20 protein-coding genes are annotated in these 26139 nt (G+C 74.1%); 7 read left to right on the forward strand and 13 right to left on the reverse strand.

Annotated elements, in window-relative coordinates; all coding sequences use genetic code 11:
- Window positions 1-155: 155 nt before the first annotated feature.
- A complete protein-coding gene (locus DT076_RS19340; protein ID WP_114126135.1) occupies window positions 156-3551 on the forward strand; it encodes a phosphodiester glycosidase family protein in 3396 nt (1131 codons plus the stop codon).
- A 71-nt stretch (window positions 3552-3622) separates the two neighbouring features.
- Here the strand turns inward: DT076_RS19340 and DT076_RS08030 are convergent, their stop codons facing one another.
- Window positions 3623-4381, reverse strand: coding sequence for a hypothetical protein (locus DT076_RS08030; RefSeq protein ID WP_114126136.1), 759 nt, complete (start codon window positions 4379-4381; stop codon window positions 3623-3625).
- 242 nt (window positions 4382-4623) lie between these two features.
- Here DT076_RS08030 and DT076_RS08035 point away from each other — a divergent pair, with 242 nt between their 5' ends.
- The 3 genes from DT076_RS08035 (at window position 4624) to DT076_RS08045 (ending at window position 6534) form a co-directional block, all read left to right on the forward strand.
- Entirely contained in the window at window positions 4624-5631 is a 1008-nt protein-coding gene (locus DT076_RS08035; protein ID WP_114126137.1) for a DNA topoisomerase IB, read from the forward strand.
- Between the two features lie 73 nt (window positions 5632-5704).
- Window positions 5705-6241: a phospholipase A2 family protein gene (locus DT076_RS08040; protein ID WP_114126138.1), complete on the forward strand. Its 537-nt coding sequence runs from the start codon at window positions 5705-5707 to the stop codon at window positions 6239-6241.
- Window positions 6238-6534, forward strand: a complete 297-nt coding sequence (locus DT076_RS08045) for a hypothetical protein (protein ID WP_114126139.1) — start codon at window positions 6238-6240, stop codon at window positions 6532-6534. Before DT076_RS08040 ends, DT076_RS08045 begins: the two co-directional genes overlap by 4 nt.
- Window positions 6535-6642: 108 nt before the next feature.
- Here DT076_RS08045 and DT076_RS08050 read toward each other — a convergent pair whose 3' ends face one another.
- Entirely contained in the window at window positions 6643-7011 is a 369-nt protein-coding gene (locus tag DT076_RS08050) for an MmcQ/YjbR family DNA-binding protein (protein ID WP_114126140.1), read from the reverse strand.
- Window positions 7012-7159: 148 nt separating this feature from the next.
- On the opposite strand from DT076_RS08050, the gene DT076_RS08055 reads away from it, so the two are divergent.
- Window positions 7160-10732 (forward strand): phosphodiester glycosidase family protein, encoded by a 3573-nt coding sequence (locus DT076_RS08055; protein ID WP_147264102.1) that lies wholly within the window; start codon window positions 7160-7162, stop codon window positions 10730-10732.
- A gap of 13 nt (window positions 10733-10745) precedes the next feature.
- Here DT076_RS08055 and DT076_RS08060 read toward each other — a convergent pair whose 3' ends face one another.
- From DT076_RS08060 to DT076_RS19895, 10 genes are all read right to left on the reverse strand, one after another.
- Complete coding sequence (locus tag DT076_RS08060; RefSeq protein ID WP_199539049.1) at window positions 10746-11612, reverse strand: ABC transporter permease; 867 nt, start codon at window positions 11610-11612, stop codon at window positions 10746-10748.
- Between the two features lie 76 nt (window positions 11613-11688).
- Complete coding sequence (locus DT076_RS08065) at window positions 11689-14022, reverse strand: glycoside hydrolase family 65 protein (RefSeq protein WP_114126142.1); 2334 nt, start codon at window positions 14020-14022, stop codon at window positions 11689-11691.
- A gap of 102 nt (window positions 14023-14124) precedes the next feature.
- Window positions 14125-15090, reverse strand: coding sequence for an ABC transporter ATP-binding protein (locus DT076_RS08070; RefSeq protein WP_114126143.1), 966 nt, complete (start codon window positions 15088-15090; stop codon window positions 14125-14127).
- Entirely contained in the window at window positions 15087-16121 is a 1035-nt protein-coding gene (locus DT076_RS08075; RefSeq protein ID WP_114126144.1) for a LolA family protein, read from the reverse strand. Before DT076_RS08075 ends, DT076_RS08070 begins: the two co-directional genes overlap by 4 nt.
- A gap of 63 nt (window positions 16122-16184) precedes the next feature.
- Window positions 16185-16391 carry a hypervirulence associated TUDOR domain-containing protein gene (locus DT076_RS08080; protein ID WP_114126145.1) on the reverse strand — a complete coding sequence of 69 codons (207 nt, stop codon included), beginning with the start codon at window positions 16389-16391 and terminating at the stop codon, window positions 16185-16187.
- Complete coding sequence (locus DT076_RS08085; RefSeq protein ID WP_114126146.1) at window positions 16391-16906, reverse strand: mycothiol transferase; 516 nt, start codon at window positions 16904-16906, stop codon at window positions 16391-16393. Before DT076_RS08085 ends, DT076_RS08080 begins: the two co-directional genes overlap by 1 nt.
- Before the next feature lie 86 nt (window positions 16907-16992).
- Window positions 16993-19071, reverse strand: coding sequence for an ABC transporter ATP-binding protein (locus DT076_RS08090; RefSeq protein WP_114126147.1), 2079 nt, complete (start codon window positions 19069-19071; stop codon window positions 16993-16995).
- Window positions 19068-20804, reverse strand: a complete 1737-nt coding sequence (locus tag DT076_RS08095; RefSeq protein WP_114126148.1) for an ABC transporter ATP-binding protein — start codon at window positions 20802-20804, stop codon at window positions 19068-19070. The genes DT076_RS08090 and DT076_RS08095 overlap by 4 nt, the downstream gene beginning before the upstream one ends.
- Entirely contained in the window at window positions 20798-21403 is a 606-nt protein-coding gene (locus DT076_RS08100; RefSeq protein WP_147264103.1) for a TetR/AcrR family transcriptional regulator, read from the reverse strand. Before DT076_RS08100 ends, DT076_RS08095 begins: the two co-directional genes overlap by 7 nt.
- 49 nt (window positions 21404-21452) lie before the next feature.
- A complete protein-coding gene (locus DT076_RS19895) occupies window positions 21453-22112 on the reverse strand; it encodes a CGNR zinc finger domain-containing protein (protein WP_233493784.1) in 660 nt (219 codons plus the stop codon).
- Between the two features lie 55 nt (window positions 22113-22167).
- On the opposite strand from DT076_RS19895, the gene DT076_RS08110 reads away from it, so the two are divergent.
- Window positions 22168-23592, forward strand: a complete 1425-nt coding sequence (locus DT076_RS08110) for an MFS transporter (RefSeq protein ID WP_114126150.1) — start codon at window positions 22168-22170, stop codon at window positions 23590-23592.
- Between the two features lie 29 nt (window positions 23593-23621).
- On the opposite strand, the gene DT076_RS08115 is transcribed toward DT076_RS08110, so the two are convergent.
- Complete coding sequence (locus DT076_RS08115; RefSeq protein ID WP_114126151.1) at window positions 23622-25121, reverse strand: hypothetical protein; 1500 nt, start codon at window positions 25119-25121, stop codon at window positions 23622-23624.
- A 173-nt stretch (window positions 25122-25294) separates the two neighbouring features.
- Between DT076_RS08115 and DT076_RS08120 the strand changes: the two genes are divergently transcribed.
- Window positions 25295-25963, forward strand: coding sequence for an HAD-IA family hydrolase (locus DT076_RS08120; protein WP_233493786.1), 669 nt, complete (start codon window positions 25295-25297; stop codon window positions 25961-25963).
- The last annotated feature ends 176 nt before the right edge of the window (window positions 25964-26139 follow it).

Here is a 26139-nt window from a genome sequence, read left to right on the forward strand (position 1 = left end):
CGCCACCCTGGCGCAGGATCACCGCGCCGGCCGGCGGGATCGGTCGTGCCTTGCCGGGGTGAACACTCGGCGGAGTGCGCCGTCGGGGCTGGTCTGGACCACGGCCGGGGTGGGAGGCTCGTCAGGCCCCGACCGCCCCCGGTGAAGGACCTGCCATGACCTCCTCCCACCCCGCCGCCCCGCCCCGCCCGTCCGGGAGCACCCCGGCACGGCTGACCGCGTTCGCGGCGGCCCTGCTGGCCGCTGCGCTGGCGGTGGGCCTGCTGCCCGCCGCCGCCGACGACCACGGACGTCCGGAGCTGACCGGGTCGAGCTCCACGCTGCTGCAGCAGGCCACGCACGACGTGGCGCCCGGGCTGGCGATCACCTCCTTCCAGCGGTTGCAGCCACAGGGCTGGGTGACCGGCCACGTGATGACGGCCGACCTCGACACCCCGTCGCTGTCGCTGGACGTGGTCGACGGCGGCACCGTGTCGGCGTCCAACCAGACCGTCAGCGAGCTCGCCGGGCAGGCCGACGCGGTGGCCGCGGTGAACGGCGACTACTTCGACATCAACGCCTCCGGCGCCCCGGTCGGCACCAACGTCTCCTCGACCGGCGGCCTGCGCACCGCAGCCCCGGAGCCCCGCGAGAGCCTCACCGTCACCGACGAGAAGGCGGCGGTGCAGCAGCTGATGTCGGCGGCGACGGTGCGGGTCGACGGGGTCGAGCTGGACGTCCCCGCGGTCAACTCCCCGTCCTGGCGGGCCGACCAGCTCGCGCTGTTCACCCCGGTCTGGGGCGCCCACCCGGTGGGCTCGCTGCTCACCGCGGGTGAGGACGTCCGCGCGGTCGAGCTGGTCGACGGCCGCGTCACCCGGGTGCTGGACGCCGCCGCGCTGGCCGAGCCGCTGGCCGAGGGCACCAGCGTGCTGGTGGGACGCGGGGCCGCGTCCGCCCGGCTGGCCGGCGTCGAGCCCGGGCAGCCGGTGCAGGTCAGCCTGGAGGTCAGTGCCGACGTCGACCTCGCCGTGGGTGGGGCCCAGCGGCTGCTGGTCGACGGCGAGGTGACCGGTGTCGACCAGGCCACCGCGGCGCGGACCGCGGTCGGGGTGTCGCAGGACGGCACCCGGCTCTGGGTGGTGGCGGTCGACGGCCGCCAGGCCGACGCGCACGGCATGACGCTGCAGGAGCTGGCGGCGCTGCTGGACGACCTGGGTGCCTGGAACGCGGTCAACCTCGACGGCGGCGGCTCCACCGCGATGGTGGCCCGACCCGCCGGCGAGCGCGACCTGCGGCTGGTCAACCGGCCCTCCGACGGCAGCGAACGCCTCGACGCGAACGCGCTGGTGTTCCGCTCCCGCGCCACCGGTCAACCCGACGACGTGCTGGCACGACCGCTGCTCGACCCGCCGGTGGGCCTCGACGTCCCCGGTGCGGACGCCCTGCTGCCCGGGCTGACGCGCACCGTGGTCGCCAGCGGCCTGGACGCCGACCACGCCGCGGTCGAGGCCCGCGGTCGGTTCACCGCCGCGCCCCGCTCGCTGCTGGCCGTCGACGGCACGACCGACGCCCCGGTGCCGGGCCAGCAGGCGGTGGTGGTGCGTGGGGTCGCCCCCGGCACCGGGCAGGTGACCTTCGACGGCCGGCTCCCCGGCGGGCGAACCAGCGAGCGCATCCCGCTGACGGTGCACCAGGAGATGGTCGGGCTGGAGCCGTCCGCGCCACTGCTCGCGCTGCCCGCGGGGGAGCCGGGTGCGGCCGCCGTGACGCTGTCGCTGACCGCGGTGGACGCCGACGGGCACCGGGTGCCGGTGGAGACCCGCGACGTCACGGTCGGGGTCGAGGGCGGCGCCGAGGTGCGCCCGTCGGGACCCGCCACCTTCGCGGTGACCTCCACCGTGGCCAGCGGCGCGGCCGAGATCACCCTGGAGGTGCTCGGACACGAGGTCCGCGTGCCCGTGACCATCGGCTACCAGACCGAGGCGGTCGCCGACTTCTCCGACGCCGCGGCCTGGAAGCCCGGGTCGGCCCGTGCCCCGGTGAGCGTGACCCCCGCCGACGGACCGGAGGGCAGCGCCGGTCTCGCGGTCGAGATGGACTTCACCACGAGCACCGCCACCCGGGGCGCCTACGCGGTGCCGCCGGCCCCGGTCGAGGTCGACGGCCAGCCGCGCGCGTTCACCCTGTGGGTGCACGGCAACGGCCAGGGCCAGTGGCCGCGGCTGCAGGTGACCCGCGGCGACGGCACCTCGACCAACCTCGACGGGCCGCTGCTGAGCTGGACGGGGTGGCGCCAGATCACCTTCCCGGTGCCCGCCGGCACGGCCTACCCGCTGACGATCACCGCGATCCGGCTGATGGAGACCCGCGCCTCGGCCAGCTACACCGACCGGGTGGTGCTCGCCGGGCTGGACGCCCAGGTGCCGGTCGCCGTCGAGCAACCCGAGCGTCCCCGCCGGGTCGACCCGGCCGTCCTCACCCAGGGCGACGTGGACGACCGCCCGCAGCGCATCGCGGTGATGAGCGACACCCAGTTCGTGGCCCGTGACGGGGAGGACGGCGCGCTGGTGCAGGCCGGCCGCCGGACCCTGCGCGAGATCGTGGCCGAGCGCCCCGACCTGCTGCTGGTGGCCGGCGACCTGGTCGACGAGGCCTCCGACGCCGACTTCGCGCTGGCGCGGAAGGTGCTGGAGGAGGAGGTCGGCCAGACGGTGCCGTGGGTGTACGTGCCGGGCAACCACGAGATCATGGGTGGCGGCATCGAGCGGTTCGAGCAGCACTTCGGCGAGACGATGACCACCCGCGACCTCGGCGGCACCCGCGTGATCACCCTGGACTCCTCGAGCGGGACGCTGCACCCGGGCGGGGACACCACCCAGCTGCGGGAGCTGGAGCGGCTGCTGGACGAGGCGCTGGCGACCCGTTCGATCACCGGTGTGGTCGTGGTCGACCACCACCCGGTCGACGACCCGCACCCCGACCAGGCCAGCCAGCTGGGGGACCGGACGGAGGCGGCCGCCCTGCAGCGGGTGCTGAATGAGTTCCGCGCCGCCGGCAAGTCCGCGGCGATGGTCAGCGGGCACGTGGGCACCTTCGCGGTGGACGCGGTCGGCGGCGTCACCCGCTACATCAACGGCAACTCCGGCAAGTCCCCGTCGGGGGCCGCGGACGAGGGCGGTTTCACCGGCTGGTCGATGCTCGGGATCGACCCCGGCGAGGGGGTGGTCGGCTTCAGCCCCGACCTCGGTGACCGCACCCGGTGGCTGCAGGTGCAGACCCACGCCCGGGTCGACCAGCTGGTGCTGTCCGTGCCGTCCGGGCTGGAGGTGGGCGAGCAGGCCGAGGCGGTCGCGACGATCACCCAGGACGGCACCCGCGAGGTGCCGGTGGCCTGGCCGGTGACGGCCACCTGGGGCGGCGACGGCGTCCGGCTGGCGGGGTCCGCCGGGACGGCGGTGCTCGAGCTCGACCCGGCCACCCGCACCCTCACCGCCCTCGCGCCGGGCACGGCGACCGTCCGGGTGGAGGTGAACGGCGTCGGGGCCGAGCAGCAGGTCACCGTCGGCTGATCTGGGCGCTGCTCGCCCTCCGACAGCTCAAGGCGCTGCGGCGGGCTGGGCGGAGGGCGCGGTGACGCCGGTCAGCCGGCGGCGGTGACGGCGGCGTCGAGGTAGCTGCGGAAGTTCTCCTCGACCTCGGGGGCCAGGGTGGGGCGCTCGCCGTCGGGCGTCTCCTCGGCCGGATCGGTGGCCGCCTCGACGTAGAGCGAGAGCACCCGCTCACCCGACAGCTCGACCAGGCAGTAGTGGCCGAAGTACTCCACGGCCGTGGCTCCACCGGCGCCCTGGACGACCCGGACGCAGGCGGGCGCGCTGACCCCGGCCTCGACCTCGACCGGCTCGGCGGAGACGTCGGGCTGGTAGGGGCCGAGGTCGACCGGTTCGCCGGTGCACCCGCTCCAGGCCTCGCGCTGCTGCGCCACCACCTCCGCGACCCCCGGCGCGAAGCCGAGGATCTCGATGACGGTCTCGGTGTCCTCCTTGGGCCCGCTGTCGGAGCGCTCGTAGCTGCGCGTGAACGCCGCGCTGGCGATCGGGGCCGGGGCGCTGCCGGCCGTCGCGGCCTGGTCGAGGGCCGTCGGGTCGCCGGTGCAGGGGTCGCCGCTGTCGATCGGGATGACGGGCTTCGCGCTGGCGGCCTCCGACCAGCCCTCGGTGGGCAGCAGGTCGGCGGTCAGCAGCTGGGCCTGCAGCTCCTCCTGCGACGGCACGGCCGGCGATGCCGACGGCGTGCCGGGGCCCTCGGCCGGGGGCTCACCGCTGGTCGGGGGCTGCTGGGAGCAGGCGGCCACGGAGGCGAGCAGGGGCAGGACGGCGAGGGCTGCCAGTCGGCGACGCACAGGGGATCCCTTCGGGCGGTGTCGGGGTGCTGGACCCGAACCCTACGCACCCCGCAGGTCCGCCGGGACGGCGACACGGCACCGTCCGCCGCGGGGGTCCACCGGCCGCCGGTCAGCACCGGGCGACCACCTGCGCCCCGGCCGGCCAGCCCCCGCCGGTGAGCGGTGACACTTCTGCCGTGCCCTGGGTAATGGTGCAGGCGCCCGAGCACGCGGCCTCGGACGACCCCGGAGGAGCACAGTTGGCCCGCTTGAAGCGCGTCTCGACCCGGATGCCCGGCTGGACCCGGAGGCGGGCCGGCAAGGGGTGGGTCTTCCTCGACGAGCACGGCCGGACGATCACCGGCGAGGCCCGGGAGCGGGTCGCGCACCTGGCCATCCCGCCCGCGTGGCGCGACGTGTGGATCTGCCCGATCGAGAACGGCCACCTGCAGGCCACCGGTGTCGACGACGCCGGCCGGACGCAGTACCTGTACCACGAGGAGTGGACCCGCCAGCGCAACCTCGCCAAGTACGAGCGGGTGGTGGAGATCGCGGTCGAGCTGCCGCGGCTGCGGGAGGCCGTGCTGGCCCACATCCGCGCTGCCGGCACGAGCCGGGAGCACGCCGCGGCGGTGGCGGTGAAGCTGCTCGACTCCGGCGCCTTCCGCGTCGGCAACGACGCCTACGCCGACAAGCACGGCAGCTACGGGCTGACCACCCTGGAGCGCCGCCACGTCCGGGCCAAGGGCGAGGCGCTGGTCATCGCCTTCACCGGCAAGTCCGGGGTGCAGCACAGCGTGGTCGTCGACGACCCGGACGTCGTGCAGGCGCTCAACCGGATGCGACGCCGGCGCGGTGGCGGGCCCCGGCTGCTGGAGTACCGCGCCGCCGCGGTGCTCAGCGCGCTCGACTCCGCCGACGTCAACGCCTACCTCAAGGAGCAGACCGGGCTCGACATCTCGGCCAAGGACCTGCGCACCTGGGCCGGCACGGTGATCGCAGCCGAGGTGCTCGCGCTGACCACCGAGGCGGGGGAGAGCAAGCGGGCGCGCGCCCGGGCGGTCAAGCAGGCGATGACGATGGTGGCCGAGGCGCTGGGCAACACCCCGACGGTGGCCCGCGCCTCCTACGTCGACCCGCGGCTGGTCAGCCTCTACGAGTCCGGGACGACGCTGCCCAAGGCCGTCCTCGAGGCCGACTACGCCACCGAGGACGAGCGGCGCCGGGCGATCGAGGAGGCCACCCTGGCGCTGCTGCGCAGGGACTGAGCGCCCGGGTGCCGGACCGCCGGTCGGCGTGGTTAGGGTCGGGACGTCCCCACCCCCCAGGACAGGACCCGCCATGTCGCCCACCCCCCGGCGCCAGCTGCTCACCCTGCTCGCCTGCCTGACCGCCCTCACCCTCCTCCCACTCAGCACCGGCCCCGCCGCGGCCGGAGAGCCCGACGACTTCACCGCGCTCGCCGAGGAGGTCACCCGCTTCACCACCACCGACGCCGACGGCCGGCCGGTCTTCGACGCCGAGGCCGCCGCGGCCGCCGGCGCGTCCCCGGAGGTGCTCGAGGCCGGACGCCTGGTGCCGGCCGCCGGCCGGATCGGCGCCGCCACCACCGCCGGCGAGCTGCGCACCGCCGACGGCATCCCGGTGTGGGGCAACTGGTGCGGGCCGGGCCACGGCTCCGGCGAGCCGGTCGACACCCTCGACACGCTGTGCATGCACCACGACCTCTGCTACCGCGAGCGCGGCTACTTCGACTGCGCCTGCGACGCCCGGCTCAAGGCCGAGATCGCCCGCCACGCCGACCGGATGGCCACCGGTGAGCGACTGATGGCCGCCGCCATCACGGCGGCGTTCTCGGTCATCCCCTGCGTGCCGTGACCTCCGACGCAGCACCCCGCCCCGACCGGGAGCGCCGACGCCGGCGCTGCCGCCGGGGCGCGGGCGGCTGCGTCCCGCTGGCCCTGCTGCTGCTCCTGCCGCTGCTCTGGCTGGACGGACCGGGCCGCTGGGCCACCGCGTGGCTGCTCGGGCTGCCGGCGCTGGTCGGTCTGGTCGGAGCCGGGCTGGCCGCGGCCGGCCGCAGCCTCCCGCTGCTGGGCCTCAACCTGCTCTGCGGCGTGCTGTCGGTCCCGGTGCTGCTGGTCGTCCTCACCCTCGTCCTCGGACCCTGAGCGGCCGCGAGTGGCACGACCCCGGGCCTCCACCGCGCGGGATCGCCCAGGACCGTGACACTCGTCCGCCCGGACGGGCCGTCGTCACGATGGGCGACCGACCCGACGTCAGCCGTCGGCAGGGGCGGCATCCAGACGGGCCGCCAGACGCTTCGGCGCCACCAGCCGGAAGGCGTCCTGCACCAGCTCGGTGACCCGGTCCCAGTCCACCTCGACGTCGAGGTAGACGCCCAGCCAGCCCCGGTGGCCGACGTAGGGCGGACGGAAGTACCGCTCCGGCTCGGCGGCCACCAGAGCGTCCCGCTCCTCGGCCAGCGCCGCGCACCAGAAGGCCAGCCGGTCGTCGTGGTGGTGGTCGGCCAGCATGACGACGGTCCTCTTGTCCCGGACGAACCAGGTCGGCTCGCCGTGGCTCAGCCGTTCGGTCACCTCAGGCAGGGCGAGGCAGATCGTGCGCAGCCGCTCCACGGTGTCCATACGCTGATCGTGCCCCGGTGCCGCCACCGCTGTCAGCACCCGGCCCCCGCGCTTTCCAGCGCTGCACCCCCACCGTTCACCGGCGCGACGGCCGTTGTTGCGCCGCCCCGGGGTCGGATGTCACCCGCCGGCCCTTGGCTGGTGGCTCGTGCTGACGACGCAGACCTCCGCTCCCCGCCACCGCGGTGCACCGACGCGCCGACGGGTGGGCGCCGCCCTCGCCGGGCTGACCGTCCTGCTCGCCGCGGTGGCCGGGACGCTCGTCCCCACCGCCACCGCGCCGACGGCGACCGCCGTCCCCGACCGCTCCTGGATGCCGGAGCAGCTGCCGTCCTGGGCCACCATCACCCAGCGCACCGCCACCGAGCCGGAGGCGGTCACCGACGGCGTCAGCTACGCCAGCGAGGCGGTCGCCTCGGTCGAGGGCAACGTGCCGGTCCACGTCGTCACCGCCGACACCACCGACGAGAACGTCCGCCTCGGCGCCGTGGTGTCGAACGACACCGTGGTCGACCCCGAGAACGAGACCGTCTCCTCGATGGCCCACCGCACGGGAGCGGTGGCCGGCATCAACGGCGGCTACTTCCAGATCAACGCGTCGGGCCAGGCCAACGACGGCGAGATCGTCGACGGCGAGATCTGGAAGAGCCCGACCCCCGGCCACGAGGGCACCGTGTCGGTGCTCGAGGACGGCTCGGTCGTCTACGGCACCCAGGAGTTCACCGGCACCCTCGCCGTGCAGGACGGCCCCAGCCGTCGGCTCACCTCGGTCAACCGTCTCGACGACGCCACCGGCGACGGCATCACCCAGATCACCCCGCGCCTCGGCGACGTGGCCGACTCCTGGTTCGGCGGTCAGCACGTGGTCGCCCTCGGCACCTCCGACGACGGCGGGGCGACCCTCCGGATCACCGAGGTCACCACCGTGGACGCGCTCAGCGGCGAGCACCACGGTCTGGTCGGCGGCGACCCGGCCAGCGCCGGCGGCCGCTGGATCCAGGAGAACCTCCGCGCCGGCAGCGTGGTCACCACCGCCCACCGGACCACTCCTGACGACGACATCGCCCAGCTCATCCAGGGACCGGGCCGCATCCTGGCCGACGGGGAGGTGTTCGCCGACCCCGACCACCAGATGCCCAGCGGCCTGCACCCCGAGTCCGCCATCGGCAGCACCGCCGACGGACGTCTCGTGATGGCGGCCTTCGACGGCCAGAAGACCGCCGACGTCGCGCTCGGCGTCGGCTGGCGCCAGGTGGCGACCTACCTGCAGTCCCTCGGGGTGGAGGACGCGGTGCTGCTCGACGGCGGCGGCTCGACCGCGATGGTCGTACGCCGACCCGGTGACACGCAGGCCTCGGTCGCCAACGTGCCCTCCGACGGCGCGGAGCGTCCGGTCGCGAACGGGCTGTTCGTCTACTCCACCGCGAGCGAGCCGGGACCGGCGGTCGAGGTGTCGGTCAACGGCGGGGAGGAGCTGTCGACCGCCGCCGGTGTCACCAGCGAGGTCAGCGCCCACGCCGTCGACGCGCACGGCAACCCCAGCCGCGACGAGGTGACGGTGACCGCCAAGCCGCCCCGCTTCGGCGGCACGTGGCAGGACGGCGCCTTCACCGCGGGATCGGCCGGCAAGGGCGTCCTCGTCGCCAAGGCCGGGAAGGCGACGGCCACCACCCGGCTCACCGTGGCCCGCACCTTCGACCGGCTCGAGGTGGCGCCGGAGGCGAAGGGGCTGGCCAACGGCGCCCGCCAGACCTTCACCGTGCAGGGTCGCAACGGCGACGCGCCCGCGGTCCCCGTCGACCCGGGATCGGTGGAGTGGGCGCTCGACCGGGACGACCTGGGCAGCATCGACCCCGCCACCGGCGTGTTCACCGCCGCGGCCGAGGGTGACGGCGAGGTGCGGGTCACCGCCACCGCCGGCGGGCGCGAGGCGACCGCGGTGCTGAGCATCGGGTCGGTGGTCCGCCCGCTCGTCGTCGCCGAGAGCGCCGCGGACTGGCAGCTGCAGGCCGAGGGCGGCGCCACCACGGTGCCGGCCGACCGCTTCGCCGAGACGACCGAGGTCCCGCCGGACTCAGCGCAGGCCCGCGCCCTGCAGGTGGGCTACTCCTTCCCCGACGACCCCAACCAGCACCGGCTGCGCGCCACCCCGAACAACGGGGCCGGGGTGAAGCTGGAGAAGAACGAGCTCGGCCAGATCCCCCAGGACGTCCTGTTCACCTTCAAGGTGGAGAGCGAGACCCCGCAGCAGTCGTGGATCGTGCTCAACGTGGTGGACGCCGAGGGCCACCGGCTCGGGCTGTGGACCGCGCTGACCGCCGACCACTACGGCGAGTGGCAGACGATGGCGAAGAGCGTCAACCGCGGCGTCTTCACCGCCTACCCGCTCACCCTGGAGGACATCAGCTTCGTCGGGCAGTTCTCCACCGGGGCCGAGGAGGGCACCTTCACCCTGGCCGGGCTGGAGGTCAGCTACGACGTCGGCACCCCGAGCGAGACGCCGCCGTACGAGCCGATCGACCCCGACAACCCGTCCTGGCTGCAGTACACCCAGGACCCGGCCGACTTCCGCACGGGCGGGGAGACCTTCGTCCTCGGCGACGACGGCCACCTCATCGCCGGCCGTCCCGACGCCACCAGCGTCCAGACCCTGGCCGACATGGTGCGGCGCAGCGAGGGCGAGGCGTTCACCACGCCGAGCGGGCAGACCGTCGCCCCGCTGCCCGAGGCCGCCCGGCCCGAGGTGGCGGTGAGCCTGGGCGACATCTCCGACACCGGACGCGTCGAGGACCTCACCTTCGCCAAGCAGCAGTGGGAACGCTTCGGCGTCCCGCTCTGGGACGTCGTCGGCAACCACGAGATCAGCCAGGGCGCGATCCCGCAGAACACGAACTTCTACGACGTGTTCGGCCAGGACACCCACTTCTCCTTCACCCGTGGCGGGGCGACGTTCATCGGCCTGGACAACTCCAGCGCCTCCATCCTGGGCTCCGACCCGCTCCAGGTGCCGGCCGAGCCGCAGTACCCGTGGTTCGTCGAGCAGCTGGACGCCGCCGACACCCCGGTCGTCATGGTCGGGCTGCACTGGCCGGCCTACGACCACGCGCCCAGCCGGACCAACCAGTTCTCCAGCCGCTGGGAGGCCGAGCAGTTCCTGCAGATCATCCAGAACTACCGGACCGCGCACCCCGACCAGAAGGTGGTGGTGATGTACGGCCACTCCCGCGGGTTCGCCAACCAGCTCACCGACCCGCAGGGACGTCCCGCCGACGGGGTGACCGGCATCCCGCAGTTCACCATCGCCGACATCGGGACGCCGCCCTACGTGGCCCCGGACCAGGGCGGCTTCTTCCACTTCGCCCTGTTCCACGTCAACGCCGACGGCACGGTGCAGTACTCGATCGTGCCGATGCTGGAGTCCGTGACCATCGACCAGGGCACTCCTGGCGCCGACCCGGTCGCCCCGCGCACCGACACCCTCGGGGTCGGGCAGGAGCGGGCCTACACCGCCACCGCGGTGAACACCCGCGGCAGCGACATCGCCAACCCGCCGACCATGCCGGTGGCCGACCCGATGTCGCACGTGTGGGCGAGCTCGGACGAGTCGGTCGCCACGGTCGACCCGGTGAGCGGTGAGGTGACGGCGGTCGCGGCCGGGACCACGACGATCTCGGTGAGCACCGGCGGGATCACCAGCGAGCTGGAGCTGACCGTCGGCTGACGTCCCGTCTCGCTCAGGTCAGGACGTCCTTGGTGCTGAACCGGCCGTAGGCGAGCGTCCCGAAGACCGCCACGTAGGCCAGCTGGAGCAGGGCGTTGCGGGTGAAGGAGTCGAAGGCGATCGGCTCGCGGAGCACGTCGGCGAAGCCGAACCAGTGGTAGCTGAACAGGTAGGGGTGGATGACCTCCAGCTGCGGCAGCTGGCCGAGGATCTGGGCGGCGCCGGCGAGCACCACGGTGGCGGCCATCGCCCCCACCGGCACCGTGGTCAGCGTCGAGATGAACAGCCCGATCGCGCTCAGCCCCAGCATCGACAGCGTCACGTAGGCCACCAGGAGCAGCAGCCGGCCGAGGTAGCCACCGAGCCCGACGACGTCACCCGACAGCAGGGTGACCGGCCCGACCGGGAACAGCAGGGCGCCGATCAGCGCCCCGGCCAACGCGATCACCCCACCCGCGGCCAGGCAGAACGCGGCGGCGCCGGCGTACTTGACGACCAGCAGCCGCAGGCGGCCGGCCGGGGCGACCAGCAGGTAGCGCAGGGTGCCGAGGCTGGCCTCGCCGGCCAGGGTGTCCCCGGCCACCACGCCGATGGTCAGCGGCAGGAACAGCGGGATGGACACCGTCATCGCGGTCAGCGAGACGAACAGCCCGTTGCTGGTGATGCTGCCGAGGAACGGCGGTCCCTCGTCGCCGGGGTTCTCGATCCGCACCGCCACCGCGATGAGGATCGGCACCATCGCCAGCGCGGCCAGCATGGCCTGGGTGCGCCGCCGGCGGAACAGCACCGCCAGCTCCGAGCCCAGCAGCGACCAGGTGCCGCCGCCGCGGCCAGGACGGGCGGTCGACGGCTCGAGCTCTTCTCGCTGCGTGGCGCTCACGCACCGATCCTGCTGCACGGGACCAACCCGGCCAACCCACCACGGGGGTGGGTGGGGTGGACCGAGGTCGCACGGCTCAGACGCTCGGCTCCCGGCCGACGGGCTGGGTGGGTTCGGGCAGCAGCGGGGACGGCTCGCGCAGCGGCACCCGGAGCGGCTCGGCGGCGGTCACGGTCCGGCGGGTGCCGTCGACCACCACCTCGACCGGCTCCCCGCCGCGCGGCAGCGTGACGGTCGTGCCCTCGCGGGTCGTCTCCACCCGCAGCAGCCGGTTCCGCCAGGTGAGGTGGTAGGCCGTACGGGTCAGCGCCGAAGGCAGCAGCGGTGCGAGCTCGAGGTGCGCCCCGTCCTCCCGCATCCCGCCCAGCCCGGCGACCAGCGCCAGCCAGCTGCCCGCCACCGAGGCCATGTGCAGTCCCTGCGCGGTGTCGCCGCGGACGTCGCGCAGGTCGACCAGGGCCGACTCGCGCAGGTAGCGCAGGGCCAGGTCGGGGTGCTGGGCCTGTGCGCAGACCACCGCCTGCACCGAGGCCGACAGCGAGGAGTCCCGCACCGTGCGGGCCTCGTAGTAGGCGAGGTCGGCGGCGACCTGCTCCGGGGTGAACCGGTCACGGCACCACCACAGCGCCTGCACCAGGTCGGCCTGCTTGAGCACCTGCTGGCGGTAGAAGCTGGCGTAGTGGTGGTGCTGCTCCACCGGGTAGGTGTCGCGCTGCTCGGCGAAGGGCCACTCCGGGTAGGCGGTGAAGTTCGCGTTCGTCGGGTGCACCCCGAGCCCCTCGTCCCAGCAGACGTGGACCGCCTCGGCGGTCGCGCGCCAGCGGGCTGTCTCGGCGTGGTCCACCCCCAGCTCCGAGGCCCGGTCCTCGTGGCGCCGGCAGGCCTCGGCCGCCCGCAGCAGGTTGGCCCGCGCCATCAGGTTGGTGAAGACGTTGTCGTCGACCACGCCGGTGTACTCGTCGGGGCCGGTCAGCCCGAACAGGTGCCAGCCGCCGGCGGCGTCCTCGTGTCCCAGCGAGATCCACAGCCGCGCCGTCTCGACCAGCACCGGCAGCCCCCCGACGGCGTCGAGGTCGCAGCCGGTGACGTTCTGGTGCAGCCAGAAGGCCCGGGCGACGTCGGCGTTGACGTGCATCGCCGCCGTGCTGGCCGGCCAGTAGGCCGACACCTCCGCACCGCTGATGGTGCGCCAGGCGAAGGTGGCGCCCGCCAGGTCGAGCACGCGGGCCCGGGCGCGGGCCTCGTCGAGGGTGCCGGCCCGCCACTGCAGCAGCCGGGCCGCGGTGTCGGGCCGCAGCAGCGACAGGGCGGGCAGCACGAAGCCCTCGATGTCCCAGAAGGTGTGGCCGCTGTAGCCGCTGCCGGTCAGCCCCTTCGCCCCCACCGGCGCGCGGGAGATGCAGGCCGCGGAGCAGAACAGCTGGAAGACGGCGTAGCGCAGCGCCTGCTGCAGCTCCGGGTCGCCGTCCACCTCGACGTCCGCGCGGGCCCAGAGCTCCTCGAGCACCCGCCGTTGTGCGGCGGCCAGGCCGTCCCAGCCGAGGTCGAGGGCCGAGCGCACCGACGCGCACGCCTCGGCCATCACCGAGTCGGCGTCGGCACTGGTCGACCAGCTGTAGCCGACGGCCTTGACGACGGTCAGCGACTCCCCGGCACCGAGGTCGGCGGCCACGGTGGTGACGACGTGGTCCGGATCCAGGGCGTGGGTGGTCCGGCCGCCCTCGACGAGGTGGTCCACGGCCGCGGCGACGAGGATGCCGGAGCGGCGCGTCCGCGACACCAGCACGGCACCGTCCCCGCACGGACCGTTGGTCACCGGCTCGAAGGCGTGCTCGAGGGCTTCCGCCACCCGCGGGTCGTCGTTGGTGATCCCCGTCGGGGTGACCTCGCCGCCGTCGAGCTCGGAGCGCACCACCACGTGCGCCGACCCGTCGAGCACCTCCACCCGGTAGCGGATCGCCAGCACCGACCGCTCGGCCAGCGACACGAGCCGGGACGAGGTCAGCTCGACCCGGGCGCCCGAGGAGGAGACCCAGCGGACCCGGCGCTCCAGCGTCCCGGCGCGCAGGTCGAGGGTGCGCTCGTGCAGCTCCGGCGGGTTCTCGCCGATGTCGAGCGGGACGCCGTCGACCAGCAGGTGCACCGGCGTGCCGTCGGCCACCGAGACCATCGCCTGGCCCTCGTCGGGCTGGCCGAAGCCGCCCTCGGGGTAGGACAGCGGGTGCGTCTCGTAGACCCCGGAGAGGTAGCTGCCGCGGGCGCCGCTGGGGTCGAGCTCGTCCACCGTGCCGCGCACCCCGAGGTAGCCGTTGGAGAGGCTGAGCACCGACTCGGCGACCCCGACGGTGTCCAGGTCGATCCGGGGCTCGTGCAGCTGCCACGGGTCGACGTCGAAGATGGGGGCAGGCACGGACGCTCCTCGCTCTCGGTGGCTCTTGCGCGGGGTGGCGTCCAGGGTCTACCCGCTCGGGCCGTCCTCGCGCCAACCGGCGGGTCGACGGCGCAGCGGGGCTCAGCCGGCGACGTCGAAGCCCTCGCCGGTGAGGGCGACGTAGCGGTCCTCCAGGGTCTCGCCGCTCACCTCGACGCCACGGACGCGGACGTCGGCCCGGACCAGCGCGGCCACCACCTGCTCGACGACGACGTCCTCACCCAGCGCGGCGACCAGCAGACCGGGGCTGGCGGTCTCCGGACGCAGCCCGAGGGCGGTCAGCGCGGTCTGGGCCTCGGCCACGTCGGGGGTGCGCACCCGCACCTGCACGGCACCCTCGGCGCGCAGCCGGTCCAGCGGGCCCTGCCAGACCAGCCGGCCGGCGCTCATCACCGCGACGTGGCTGCACATCTGCTCCACCTCCCACAGCAGGTGGCTGGAGACGAACACCGTGGTGCCGGCCTCGGCCAGCGAGCGGATCAGCCCGCGCACCTCCCGCGAGCCCTGCGGGTCCAGCCCGTTGCCCGGCTCGTCCAGCACGAGCAGCTCGCGTGGGGAGAGCAGCGCGTTGGCCAGCCCGAGCCGCTGCTTCATGCCGAGGGAGTAGGCGTGGGCCTTCTTGCTCGCCGCGTGCTCCAGGCCGACGCGCTCCAGCGCCTCCTCCACCCGGGCGCGCCGGGTGCGTGGCGAGGTGGTGGGGTCGGCGGCGTCGAGGCGGCGGAGGTTGTCCCGGCCGGAGAGGAAGGGGTAGAACGCCGGACCCTCGACCAGTGCGCCGACGGCCGGCAGCACCTCGGCAGCCTTCTCCGGGACGGGACGCCCGAGCACCCGCACCTCGCCCGAGGTCGCCGCGGAGAGCCCGAGCAGGATCCGGATGCTGGTGGTCTTGCCCGAGCCGTTGGGCCCGAGGAAGCCGAACACCGACCCCCGCGGCACCGCGAGGTCGACCCCGTCGACGGCCTTCTGAGCGCCGAAGACCTTGGTCAGGCCACGGGTCTCGATCGCGAGGTCGGACGGGTCGGTGGGGGTCGGGTCGTCCGGGCTCACCGGGCGGCGGCGACCAGGGTGTCGACCGGCACGGCGCCGGCGAGCACACGGCCGTCGTCGGTGAGCAGCACCGAGACCAGCGACGTCTGCAGCGCGCGGCCGCCCTCGACCGGCACGGTCAGCTGCTGCACCATCGCGCCCTCGGGCACCTCGCCGACGGGCAGCTCGACGACGGTCGCCCAGTCCTGGCCGGTGACGACCGGCTCCGGACCCTCGCGGTCGGCGCCCTCGTCCCGGTCGCGGGCCGGGCCGTCGTGCTCGGGCAGCGTCTTCTCGACCACCTCGGCCCCGGCGGGCGGGGTGAACTCGAACAGGTCGGCGTCCGGGGTGGCGTAGTCGATCTCGGTGAAGCCGATCTGGAAGGCGGGCTCGGTCTGGCCGACGGCGCGGATGGTCACCGCCAGCGGCATCCCCGTCTCGGCGTCGACCGACAGGGTGGCGGCGTCGACCAGGGTCTCGTCGGTGCGCGGGTCCAGGGTCAGCTGGTAGACGGCGCGGCCGGCGACCGTGGCGGTGTCGGTGACCTGGATGTCGGTGCTCGGTCCGGCGGCCTCGAGCAGCCGGTCGGCCACCTCGGCCGGGGTGGCGCCCCCGTCCGTGACCGGGCCGCTGCGCTCGTGCTCGGGGAGGGTGGTGTGCACCGCGGTCTGGTCGGCGGAGGACCACAGCCAGACGTCCTCGCCGTCGACGACGACGTCCCGCTCGGCCAGCCGGTCCATCACCTGGACGCGGCTCTTGTCGCCGTCGACGAAGACCCGGGCGGTGTGGGTGCCGGTCAGCAGGTCGGTGACCGACCCACCGCCGCCCTGGTCCAGCTGCTCGGGCAGCTCGGGCAGGCCCAGCTCGGAGGTCTGCTCCACGGTGCCGGAGAAGGAGGTGTCGTCGGCGGTGGCGATCAGCTCGAGCACCTGCTCGGGCGTGCGGTCGGGCAGACCGGGGTCGGCGTCCGCGACGAGCGGGACGGCGACGGCTCCTCCCACCACCAGCAGCGGTGCGGCCAGGGCGGGGATCCAGCGGGTGAGGCGCCTCATACCAGCGAGCCTACGTCGCGCTGCGCGGGGCACCAGTAGTCCCCTGGTCGCAGATCCGCGGCCTCAGCCCTTGTCGAGGCTGCTGCCCTTGTGGGCCGCCTGCGCACCGGTCTTCTCCGACTCGACCACGTAGTAGGGCTCGTCGTCGCTGGCGTTGAACTTCTGGCCCTCGAAGTGGAACTCCTTGGTCCTCTTCTCGACCACCGTGCCGGAGGTCTTGCCCGGCGAGGTGTTCCAGGACACCTTGTCGCCCTTGCTGAAGTCCGCCATCACTCCTCCTCGGTCAGCAGGCCGCGCAGGTAGGCCGCCTGTCCGGCGTGCTGCAGGTCGTCGGTGACCACGCTGACCAGCCGGACGCCCAGTGTCACCGGCGGGTCGTAGGACTCGTCGACCACGCGGTCGAGGTCGTCCGGGCCCAGCGTCTGCAGGTACGCGTCGGTGGCCTGGTGCACCGCGTGGTGGTAGCCGGTCAGCAGCGCGGCGTCGACGTCACGGACGGCGGCCACGTCGTCCACCCCCATGCCGTAGCCGGTCTCGGCGGGGTCGAAGGGCAGCCCGAACCGCGCGGCCCAGCCGTCGGCGGTCCACACCTGCTCCCGGCCGGCCACCTCGGCGACGTGGTCGTCCTGCACGCGGGTGAGGTGCCAGACCAGCCAGGCGATCGTGTTGGCCCGCGGGGACGGCCGGGTGGCGAGCTGCTCGGCGTCCAGGCCCTCGACCGCACCCTCGACGGCGGTCGCGATGTTGTCGTAGGCGGTCCGCAGGATGTCGGTGGCGTCGCTCACGGGTCTCCTTCACGTCGTCGGGTCGTCGGGGCACTACCCGCCGCGCATCCCGCTACGCACCCGCCCTCCCCCACCCCCCGGGTGAGTCAGGTGGTGGCGGTGGGGGTGGGGGAGGTGGCGTTGGCGGCGACGGGCGGCTCCCCGGTCTGCACCACCGGCTCCTCCAGCGGGATCGCGGCGGCGAACTGGGCGTTGTAGAGGTCGAAGTAGGCGCCGCGGCGGGCCAGCAGCTGCTCGTGGGTGCCCTGCTCGACGATCGCGCCCCGCTCCATCACCAGGATGAGGTCGGCGTCGCGGATGGTGGAGAGCCGGTGGGCGATGACGAAGGACGTCCGGTCGGTGCGCAGCGAGCGCATCGCCTGCTGCACCAGCACCTCGGTGCGGGTGTCGACCGAGCTCGTCGCCTCGTCCAGGATCAGCAGCGCCGGGTCGGCCAGGAACGCCCGGGCGATGGTGATCAGCTGCTTCTCCCCGACGCTGACGTTCGAGCCCTCCTCGTCGATCACCGTGTCGTAGCCGTCGGGCAGCGAGTGCACGAACCGGTCGACGTAGGTGGCCTCGGCGGCCGCGACGATCTCCTCCTCGGTCGCGTCGGGACGTCCGTAGGCGATGTTGTCGCGGATGGTGCCGTGGAACAGCCAGGTGTCCTGCAGCACCATGCCGACGCCGGCGCGCAGCCGGTGCCGCGGCACCGAGGCGATGTCCACCCCGTCCAGCGTGATCCGGCCCCCGTCCAGCTCGTAGAAGCGCATGATCAGGTTGACCAGGGTGGTCTTGCCGGCCCCGGTCGGGCCGACGATCGCCACCGTCTGCCCGGGCTCGGCGACCAGGTCGAGCCCGGTGATCAGCTCGGTGTCGGGGGAGTAGGAGAAGGTGACGTCCTCGAAGACCACCCGGCCGGTGCGCTCCGGCACGGCGAGCTCGCCGGACGCCTCCGGGCTCTGCTCCTCGGCGTCCAGCACCTCGAAGACACGCTCGGCCGAGGCCACCCCGGACTGCAGCAGGTTCGCCATCGAGGCGACCTGGGTGATCGGCTGGGTGAACATCCGCGTGTACTGGATGAAGGCCTGGACGTCACCCAGGTTCATCGAGCCCGACGCCACCCGCAGCCCACCGACCACGGCGATCGCCACGTAGTTGAGGTTCCCGATGAACATCATCAGCGGCATGATCAGCCCGCTGATCCACTGGGCGCCGAAGCCGGCCCGGAACAGCTCCTCGTTGCGCTCGGCGAAGACCTGCTCGACCTCCTTCTGCCGGCCGAACACCTTGACCAGCGAGTGCCCGGTGAAGACCTCCTCGATGTGGGCGTTGAGCTCACCGGTGGACTTCCAGTTCTGCACGAACCGCTTCTGGGACTGCTTGCCGATGAGCACCGTGACGACCATGGAGACCGGGATGGTGACCAGCGCGATCAGCGCCAGCAGCGGGGAGACCACGAACATCATCACCAGCACGCCGATGACGGTGAACAGCGCGGTGAGCAGCTGGCTCAGCGTCTGCTGCAGGGTCTGGGAGACGTTGTCGATGTCGTTGGTCACCCGGCTCAGCAGCTCACCACGCGGCTGGTTGTCGAAGTAGCGCAGCGGCAGCCGGTTGATCTTGGCCTCCACGTCGCGGCGCAACCGGTAGACGGTGCGCTGGACGGCACCGTTGAGCAGGTAGCCCTGGAGCAGCAGCAGCAGCGAGGAGAGCAGGTAGAAGCCGAGCGCCAGCAGCAGCACGCCGCCGAGCCGGCCGAAGTCGATGCCCTGGCCGGGGACGAGGCCCTCCAGCCCGCTGACCAGGTCGGCGAAGGTGTCCTGCCCCGACGCCCGCAGCTGCTCGACCACCTGCTGCTGGGTGGCGCCCGCGGGCAGCTGGCGGCCGATCACGCCGGTGAAGATGACGTCGGTGGCCAGGCCGAGGATGCGGGGCCCGACCACGTTCATCGCCACGCCGACCAGGGCCAGCACGATGGTGCCGATCATGATGGCGCCCTCCGGCCGCAGCCGGGCGGTCAGCCGCTTGAGCGAGGGGCCGAAGCTGATCGCCTGCTCGGCGGCGCGGGGGCCGCCCAGGAAGCCGTCGCCGCCGCGGTGCTGGGGGCGCGGCGGGGCCTTGAGCGGGGCGTCGCCGTTCCCGGTCGGCTCGGTGGCGGGCCCGGGGCGCTGGGGTGCGGTCATGCCAGGGCCTCCTCGGCGCTGAGCTGGGAGTCGACGATCTCGCGGTAGGTGTCGTTGGTCTCGAGGAGCTCCTCGTGGGTGCCGAGGCCGACCACGGCACCGTCCTCGAGCACGACGATCTGGTCCGCGTCGCGGATGGTGGACACCCGCTGGGCGACGATGATCACGGCCGCATCGGCGGTCTCGGCGGCCAGCGCGGCCCGCAGCCGGCCGTCGGTGGCGACGTCGAGGGCGGAGAAGGAGTCGTCGAAGATGTAGATCTCGGGCTTCTTCACCAGCGCCCGGGCGATGGAGAGCCGCTGGCGCTGACCGCCGGAGACGTTGGTGCCGCCCTGGCTGATCGGGGCGTCCAGGCCGTCGGGCATCGCCTCGACGAAGTCGCGGGCCTGAGCCACCTCCAGCGCGTGCCACAGCTCGTCCTCGGTCGCGTCGGGGTTGCCGTAGCGCAGGTTGGAGGCCACCGTGCCGGAGAACAGGAACGGCTTCTGCGGCACCAGCCCGATCCGGGCCCACAGCGCCTCCGGCGCGAGCTCGCGGACGTCCACGCCGTCGACCGCCACGGTGCCGCCGGTGGCGTCGACGAGCCGGGGCAGCAGCGAGACCAGGGTGGACTTGCCGGCGCCGGTGGAGCCGATCACCGCGGTGGTCTGCCCGGCGCGCACCTCCAGGTCGACCGCGTGCAGCACCGGCTGGCTGGCGCCCGGGTAGGTGAAGGTGACGGCGTCCAGCCGGACGTGGCCGCGGCCCTCCACCTCGGTGCGCGGCTCACGCGCCGGCACCACCGAGGACTCGGTGCGCAGCACCTCGGTGATCCGCTCGGCGCAGACCGCGGCGCGCGGGGCCAGCATGAGCAGGAAGGTCGCCATCATCACCGACATGAGGATCTGGATGAGGTAGGTGAGGAAGGCGGTCAGCGAGCCGATCTCCAGCTGCCCGGACTCGATCCGCTGCGCGCCGAACCACAGCACGCCCACGCTGGAGACGTTGAGGATGAGCATGACCACCGGGAACATCGCCGCCATCAGCCGGCCGACCCGGGTGGCGGTGTCGGTCAGCGCGGCGTTGGCGGCGTCGAAGCGCTCCTCCTCGTGCGGCTCGCGGACGAAGGCGCGGACCACCCGGATGCCGGTGATCTGCTCGCGCAGCACCCGGTTGATGCCGTCGATGCGGGTCTGCATCACCCGGAACAGCGGGCTCATCCGGACGATGATCAGCCCGACCGCCACCGCCAGCACCGGGACGGCCACCGCCACCAGCCAGGACAGCCCGACGTCCTCGCGCAGGGCCATCACGATGCCGCCGACCATGGTGATCGGGGCCGCGACCAGCACCGTGCAGGTCATCAGCACCAGCATCTGCACCTGCTGGACGTCGTTGGTGGCCCGGGTGATCAGCGACGGCGCGCCCAGCTGGTTGAGCTCGCGGGCCGAGTAGGAGAGCACCTGGGAGAACTGGGCGGCGCGGACGTCCCGGCCGAACTTCATCGCCACGTTCGCCCCGACCGCGACGGCCAGCACCGAGCAGACGATCTGCACGAGCGAGACGGCCAGCATCAGCCCACCGGTGCGCCAGATGAGGGCCGTGTCGCCCCGGGCGACGCCGTCGTCGATGATCGAGGCGTTGAGGCTGGGCAGGTACAGCGAGGCGAGCGTGCCGACCAGCTGCAGCAGCACCACCAGCAGCAGGAGACCGCGGTAGGGGCGCAGGTGCGCGCGGAGCAGGCGGATCAGCATGGGGCGTTCCTCTGGTCGGGACGGGCGATGCCGTGCAGCAGGAGGTCGGCGACCACGCCGACGTCGTCGAGGGCGCTGTCGGCGAGCATCGGGTGGGCGGTGGCGAAGGCCTGCACGCGGATCACCGAGGCGGCCGTGCGCGGGCTGACCCGCAGCCGGTCGGCGAACGGGGCGAGGACGGCCTCGAGCCCCGCGAGCAACCGCTCGGAGCGCTCGCGGTGCAGCTCGTGCTGGTGCGGGGTGTGCTGCGGGGCCTGGCGGGCCCGCCGCTGCAGGACCGAGACCAGCGCGACGATCTCGGTGGTCCGCCGGTGCAGCACGGCCGTCAGCTCCGCGACCGCCTCCGGGAGGGTCTGCGGGTCGAGCCGGGAGAGCTCGGCGAGGGTGCCGCTGGGGTCGAGCAGGGACTCGACGACGGCGTCGATCACCGCGTCCTTGGAGGCGAAGGCCTTGAAGACGGTGCCCTCCGAGACCCCGGCCGCGGCGGCGATGTCACGGCTGGTGACCTCGTCACCGCGTTCGAGCACCAGCGGGGTGACGGCCGCGACGACGGCCTCCCGACGTTCGTCGGGCGACATGGCGGCGGCTCGAGGGGTCACGGCGGAGAGCCTAGATGAGTGAGCGCTCACTCACAATCGGATCTCCCCGTCAGCCGGTGCGCGGGCGTCCGCGCGAGGCGGCGCGCTTGGTGACGTAGCGCTGGATCTTGGCGTGGGTGCCGCAGTCGGTCATCGAGCACCACCGCCGGCTGCCGTTGCGGGAGGCGTCGAGGAAGAGCCACGGGCAGCCGGCGCAGCGCTTGACCCGGCGCAGCTCCGGGGCGTGCAGCAGCTGCAGTGCGGCGTGGGCGACCGGGCGCATCGGTGCGCCGAGGTCGTCGGCGCCCCAGTGCAGCGGGCCGCCGGACGGGTCGCCGGTCGTCCCGACGGCGAGGTCGGCGGTCTCCAGGGCGTCCAGCACGAAGGGGCGCAGCCGGTGCCAGCCGGCGTCGGGAGGCTCGTGGTCGACGACGGCGCCGAAGGTCGCGTTGAGGGCGTCCCGCAGAGCGGCGGCCTGGGCCAGGGCGTCGGTGGTCTGCTCCGGGTGGTGCTCGCCGTGGTAGCGCAACGTCCGGGCGGCGGGCTCGTCGAGCAGCCCGGCGCGCAGGGCCCACCCCAGGTAGCCGGTCAGGTCGGCGATGTGGTCGTACCGCGCCGGGCCCTCGGGGTCGTCGACGGTGTTGGCGAAGTCCAGCGCCAGGTGGCCGCCGAACGCCGGCAGCGGGCGGATGTGCGGCGGGCGCGAGCTCCACTCCTCAACTGTTTCCATCGTCTGCCAGTTTACTGGTTGACAGCGACGACGCGCCAGCGGCAGTGTTTCCAGCATGAGACGGTTAGCCGGAAACACCGGGGTGGCGCTCGCGGTGCTGTGCGTGGCGCAGTTCGTCGTCGTGCTGGACGCGACGATCGTGGCGACCGCCCTGCCCACCATCGGGGACGAGCTCGGCTTCCCCCCGGCGCAGCTCGGCTGGGTGGTGACGTCCTACACCGTCGTCCTCGCCGGGCTGCTCCTCCTCGGCGGACGGCTGGCCGACGCCCGTGGCGCCCGGCGGGTGTTCCGGGCCGGGCTGGTGCTGTTCACCGCCGCCTCCCTGGCCTGCGCGCTGGCGTGGTCACCGGCGGTGCTGGTGGCCGCCCGTGCCGTGCAGGGGGTGGGGGCCGCGCTGCTCTCGCCCGCCGCGCTGTCGGCCCTGTCCGCCCTGGTCGGCGGCGCCCGCTCCCGCGGCAGGGCGCTGGGGTGGTGGACCGCCGCCGGCGCGGGTGGAGGGGCCAGCGGCTGGGTGCTGGGTGGGCTGGTCACCGAGCTGGCCGGCTGGCGCTGGGTGTTCGCCGTCAACGTCCCGATCGGTCTGGTGGCCCTGCTGCTGGCCCGTGCGGCGCTTCCGGTCCCGTCGCGAGAGCCGGGGAGCCGCTCCACCAGGGGCCGGCTCGACCTCCGCGGGTCGGTGCTGCTCACCACCGGTATCGCACTGGCCTGCCTGGGCTGCACCCTGCTGGGCGAGCACCTCACCGGCGTCGGGGGCTGGGTCGTCGCGGCGGCGGCGGTCGTCGTCCTCGTCCTCGCGGTGGGGCACGAGCGGCGGGTCGCCGACCCGCTCGTCTCGGGACGGCTGCTGCGCACCCCCGGCGTCGTGGTCGGCAACCTGACCGCCGCCACCCTCACCGGCTCCACGACGCCGGCGATGCTGACCGCCGTCCTCTACGTCCAGCAGACCACCGGGCTGTCCCCGGCGCGCGGGTCGCTGCTCTTCCCGGCCTTCAACCTCGCCGTGATCGGCGGCTCGCTGCTGGGACCGGTGCTGCTGGCGCGGGCGGGGGTGCGGCTGGTGCTGCTGACCGGGTCGGTCGCGGTCGTCGGCGGCACGGCGCTGCTGCTCCTGCTGCCGGCCCAGGGCGTGCCGGTCGTCCTGCTGCTGGCGGCCTTCGCCGTGTCCGGGGCCGGGCTGGGGGCCGCGTCGGTCGCCTCGACCACTGCGGGGACGGCCTCGGTCGGGGAGGCCGACCGCGGCGTCGCGGCCGGACTGCTGAACTCCTCGGCCCAGCTGGGTCAGGCGCTCGGGCTAGCCGCCGTCTCGCCGCTGGTCGCCTCGGCGGCGCCCATGACCGGCTACCGTCTGGGCTTCGTCGCCGCGGCCCTGGTCGGGGTGGCGGGTGCGGTGATCGCGTCCGGGTACGGGCGCCGGCCCGCCGCCGCCGACCAGCGGCCCGGGGACCGGCCCCACCTCACGTCCGTGGGCCGGGAGGAGTGAGCGCACACCCCGGCGGGATGGTGCCGGGGTCAGCCCAGGCTGCGCCGCGGGGTGGCCGGCCCGCGCATCTGGCTGAGCCCGGCGACCGGCTCGATCGACCGCGCCACCTCGGCGGCCAGCGCCAGCGCGGCCCGTCGGGTGCCGTCGGCGAGCTTGCCGTAGTCGATCACGCCGCCCTCGGCGATGTGCGGGTCGGTCGGGATCTCCACGATCGGGTAGCTGCCGAAGAACTGGGCCCCGCTGACCCGGACGCTCTGCTGGCTGTCCATCGGCCCGTTGGTGGCGACCACGACCGTCCGGTTGAGCAGGTCGGAGTTGAGCTCCTGCAGGGTCTCCAGCATCCGCGCGGCGGGGATCAGGGAGTCCTTGCGCCACTTGGTCGGCACCACCAGGCAGTCGGCCTCCTCGGCCGCGGCCTGCCAGTTGGGGGAGGCCTCGTTGTTGCCGGTGTCGACGATGATCACCTGGAAGAAGCGGGCCAGGATGTTGTGGATCGTCTCGAAGTCCTCACGGCTGATCACGTGCCCGGAGGTCTGGGCCGAGCCGAGGGTGTGGAACTTCCCCGACGTCTGGTGGTTGAAGTAGTAGGACAGGTCGGTGAACTGGGCGGTCGGCTTGGACAGGTAGTCCGCCTCGGCGAGCATGTCGCGGACCGTCCGGCGGTGGGGGGAGAGCGAGCGGTCCGGCATGGTGCCGCGCAGCTCGTTGTTGTCCCAGGCGATCACGCCGCCACCGCGGGTGACGCCCATCGCCGCGGCCAGCATGAGGGTGGTCGGGGTCTTGCCGACGCCGCCCTTCGGGTTGGCGACCATGATCGTCACCGGTCGCGAGAACGGCATCCGCACCGACTCGTCGTCGCGCATCTCGGCCAGCTCGCGCTGGGAGGGCTTGAGCCCGAGACGGGCCCGCCAGCCCTTGCGCGACTTCTGGGAGGTCTCGGGGTTGAGCTGCTGGATGAGGTCGTTGACCCCGTAGCGCGACGGGTTCTGCCCGCGCTCGTCGCCGCGCGAGGGTTGAGGCACCCGCACGCCGTCGATCGAGGCATCGCCGGGCGCCGGCTGACCGGCCGGGGACGGCTCGCCGACCGGCCCGCGCTGGAGCGGCGGCTGCGGCGCCTGCGCCGGCGGCAGGCCCTCCTCCGGGCCCGCCGGCGAGACCGGGCGCTCGTAGCCGCGGGCCGCGGGAGGCTGCACCGGGCCGCGTCCCGGGGCCGGGGGGACGTCGGGCCGGGGCGGCGGGGCGGACGGGTTGACGCCCGGGGAGGGGGTGCCGACCGGACCGGGTGGGAGCGGGCCCGAGGGCGGCGGGCCGGACGGGGTGCCCGGACGTCCGGGCGGCGGGGCGGCGCTGCGGGTGGCGTCGTCGTCCCAGCGCGAGCTCACCGGGGTGGCGGCCGAGCTGGGGACGGGGCTGCCCTGCGGGTGCGGCGAGACCGCCCGCTCGGACGGTGGGACGTCCGAGCTCCACGGCGCGCCAGGACCCACGGGGGGACGCTGCGCGCCGCGGTCGTTGGGGGGCTGCTCGCTCACAGGGGCACCTCCGGGAGTCGACTCAGGCGAACGCTAGCAGCCGAGCCTGCCACCTCCGGGGGCCGGATCCCGCGCAGCGGCGGGAGCGGGGGAGGTGTGCGTGCACACGTCGTGCCCGTGCGGCGGCGCCCACTAGGCTCGGCGCGAGCACGGCGGGGACAGGAGGATCGAGGGTGAGTGACCAGACGGACGGTCTGCGCGGCCGGCGGTTCGAGGCGGTCATCTTCGACATGGACGGGACCCTGATCGACTCCACCCCGGCGGTGGTCCGGGCCTGGACGGCGTGGGCGACCGAGCACGACATCACCGCCGAGCAGCTGGCCGGCAACCACGGGATGCCGGCCGCCAGCATCGTGGCCCGGCTGCTGCCCGAGGACGCCCACGCCCGCGCCCTGGAGCGGATCAACACCCTGGAGCTGACCGACGTCGACGACGTGGTCCCGCTGCCCGGCACGCTGCACACGCTGGCCGCGCTGCCCGCCTCCCGGGTGGCGATCGCGACCTCCTGCACCCGCCCGCTGGCCGACGTCCGGATCGAGGCGAGTGCGATCCCGCGGCCCGACGTGGTGGTGACGGTGGACGACGTCGAGCGCGGCAAACCGCACCCCGACCCCTTCCTCACCGCGGCCCGTCGGCTCGGCGCCGACCCCACCCGGTGCCTGGTGGTGGAGGACGCCCCCGCCGGGCTGACCGCCGCCCGGGCCGCCGGGTGCGCGACCCTGGCCGTCTGCACCACCACCCCGCGGCACGAGCTGCGCGCCGACCTCGTCGTGGAGTCGCTGGCCGACGTCGACTGGCACGTCGACGCCGACGGCATCAGCGTCGCCCCCCTCACCCCCTGACCCGCTGCCCGCGCCTCCTCCCCATCCCCCGCTGGTTCGAGGTGATAAGGGACGCTCTGGCGCGCGCCATCACCTCGACCCGCGGACGCGCCCACCCCTCCTCCCGCGGTTCGAGGTGATCCCGGGTGCACGGGCGTCCGAGATCACCTCGAACCGCGGGGCGTCGGGGCAGTCGG

The organism is Desertihabitans brevis (assembly GCF_003327535.1).
Lineage (GTDB): Bacteria > Actinomycetota > Actinomycetes > Propionibacteriales > Propionibacteriaceae > Desertihabitans > Desertihabitans brevis.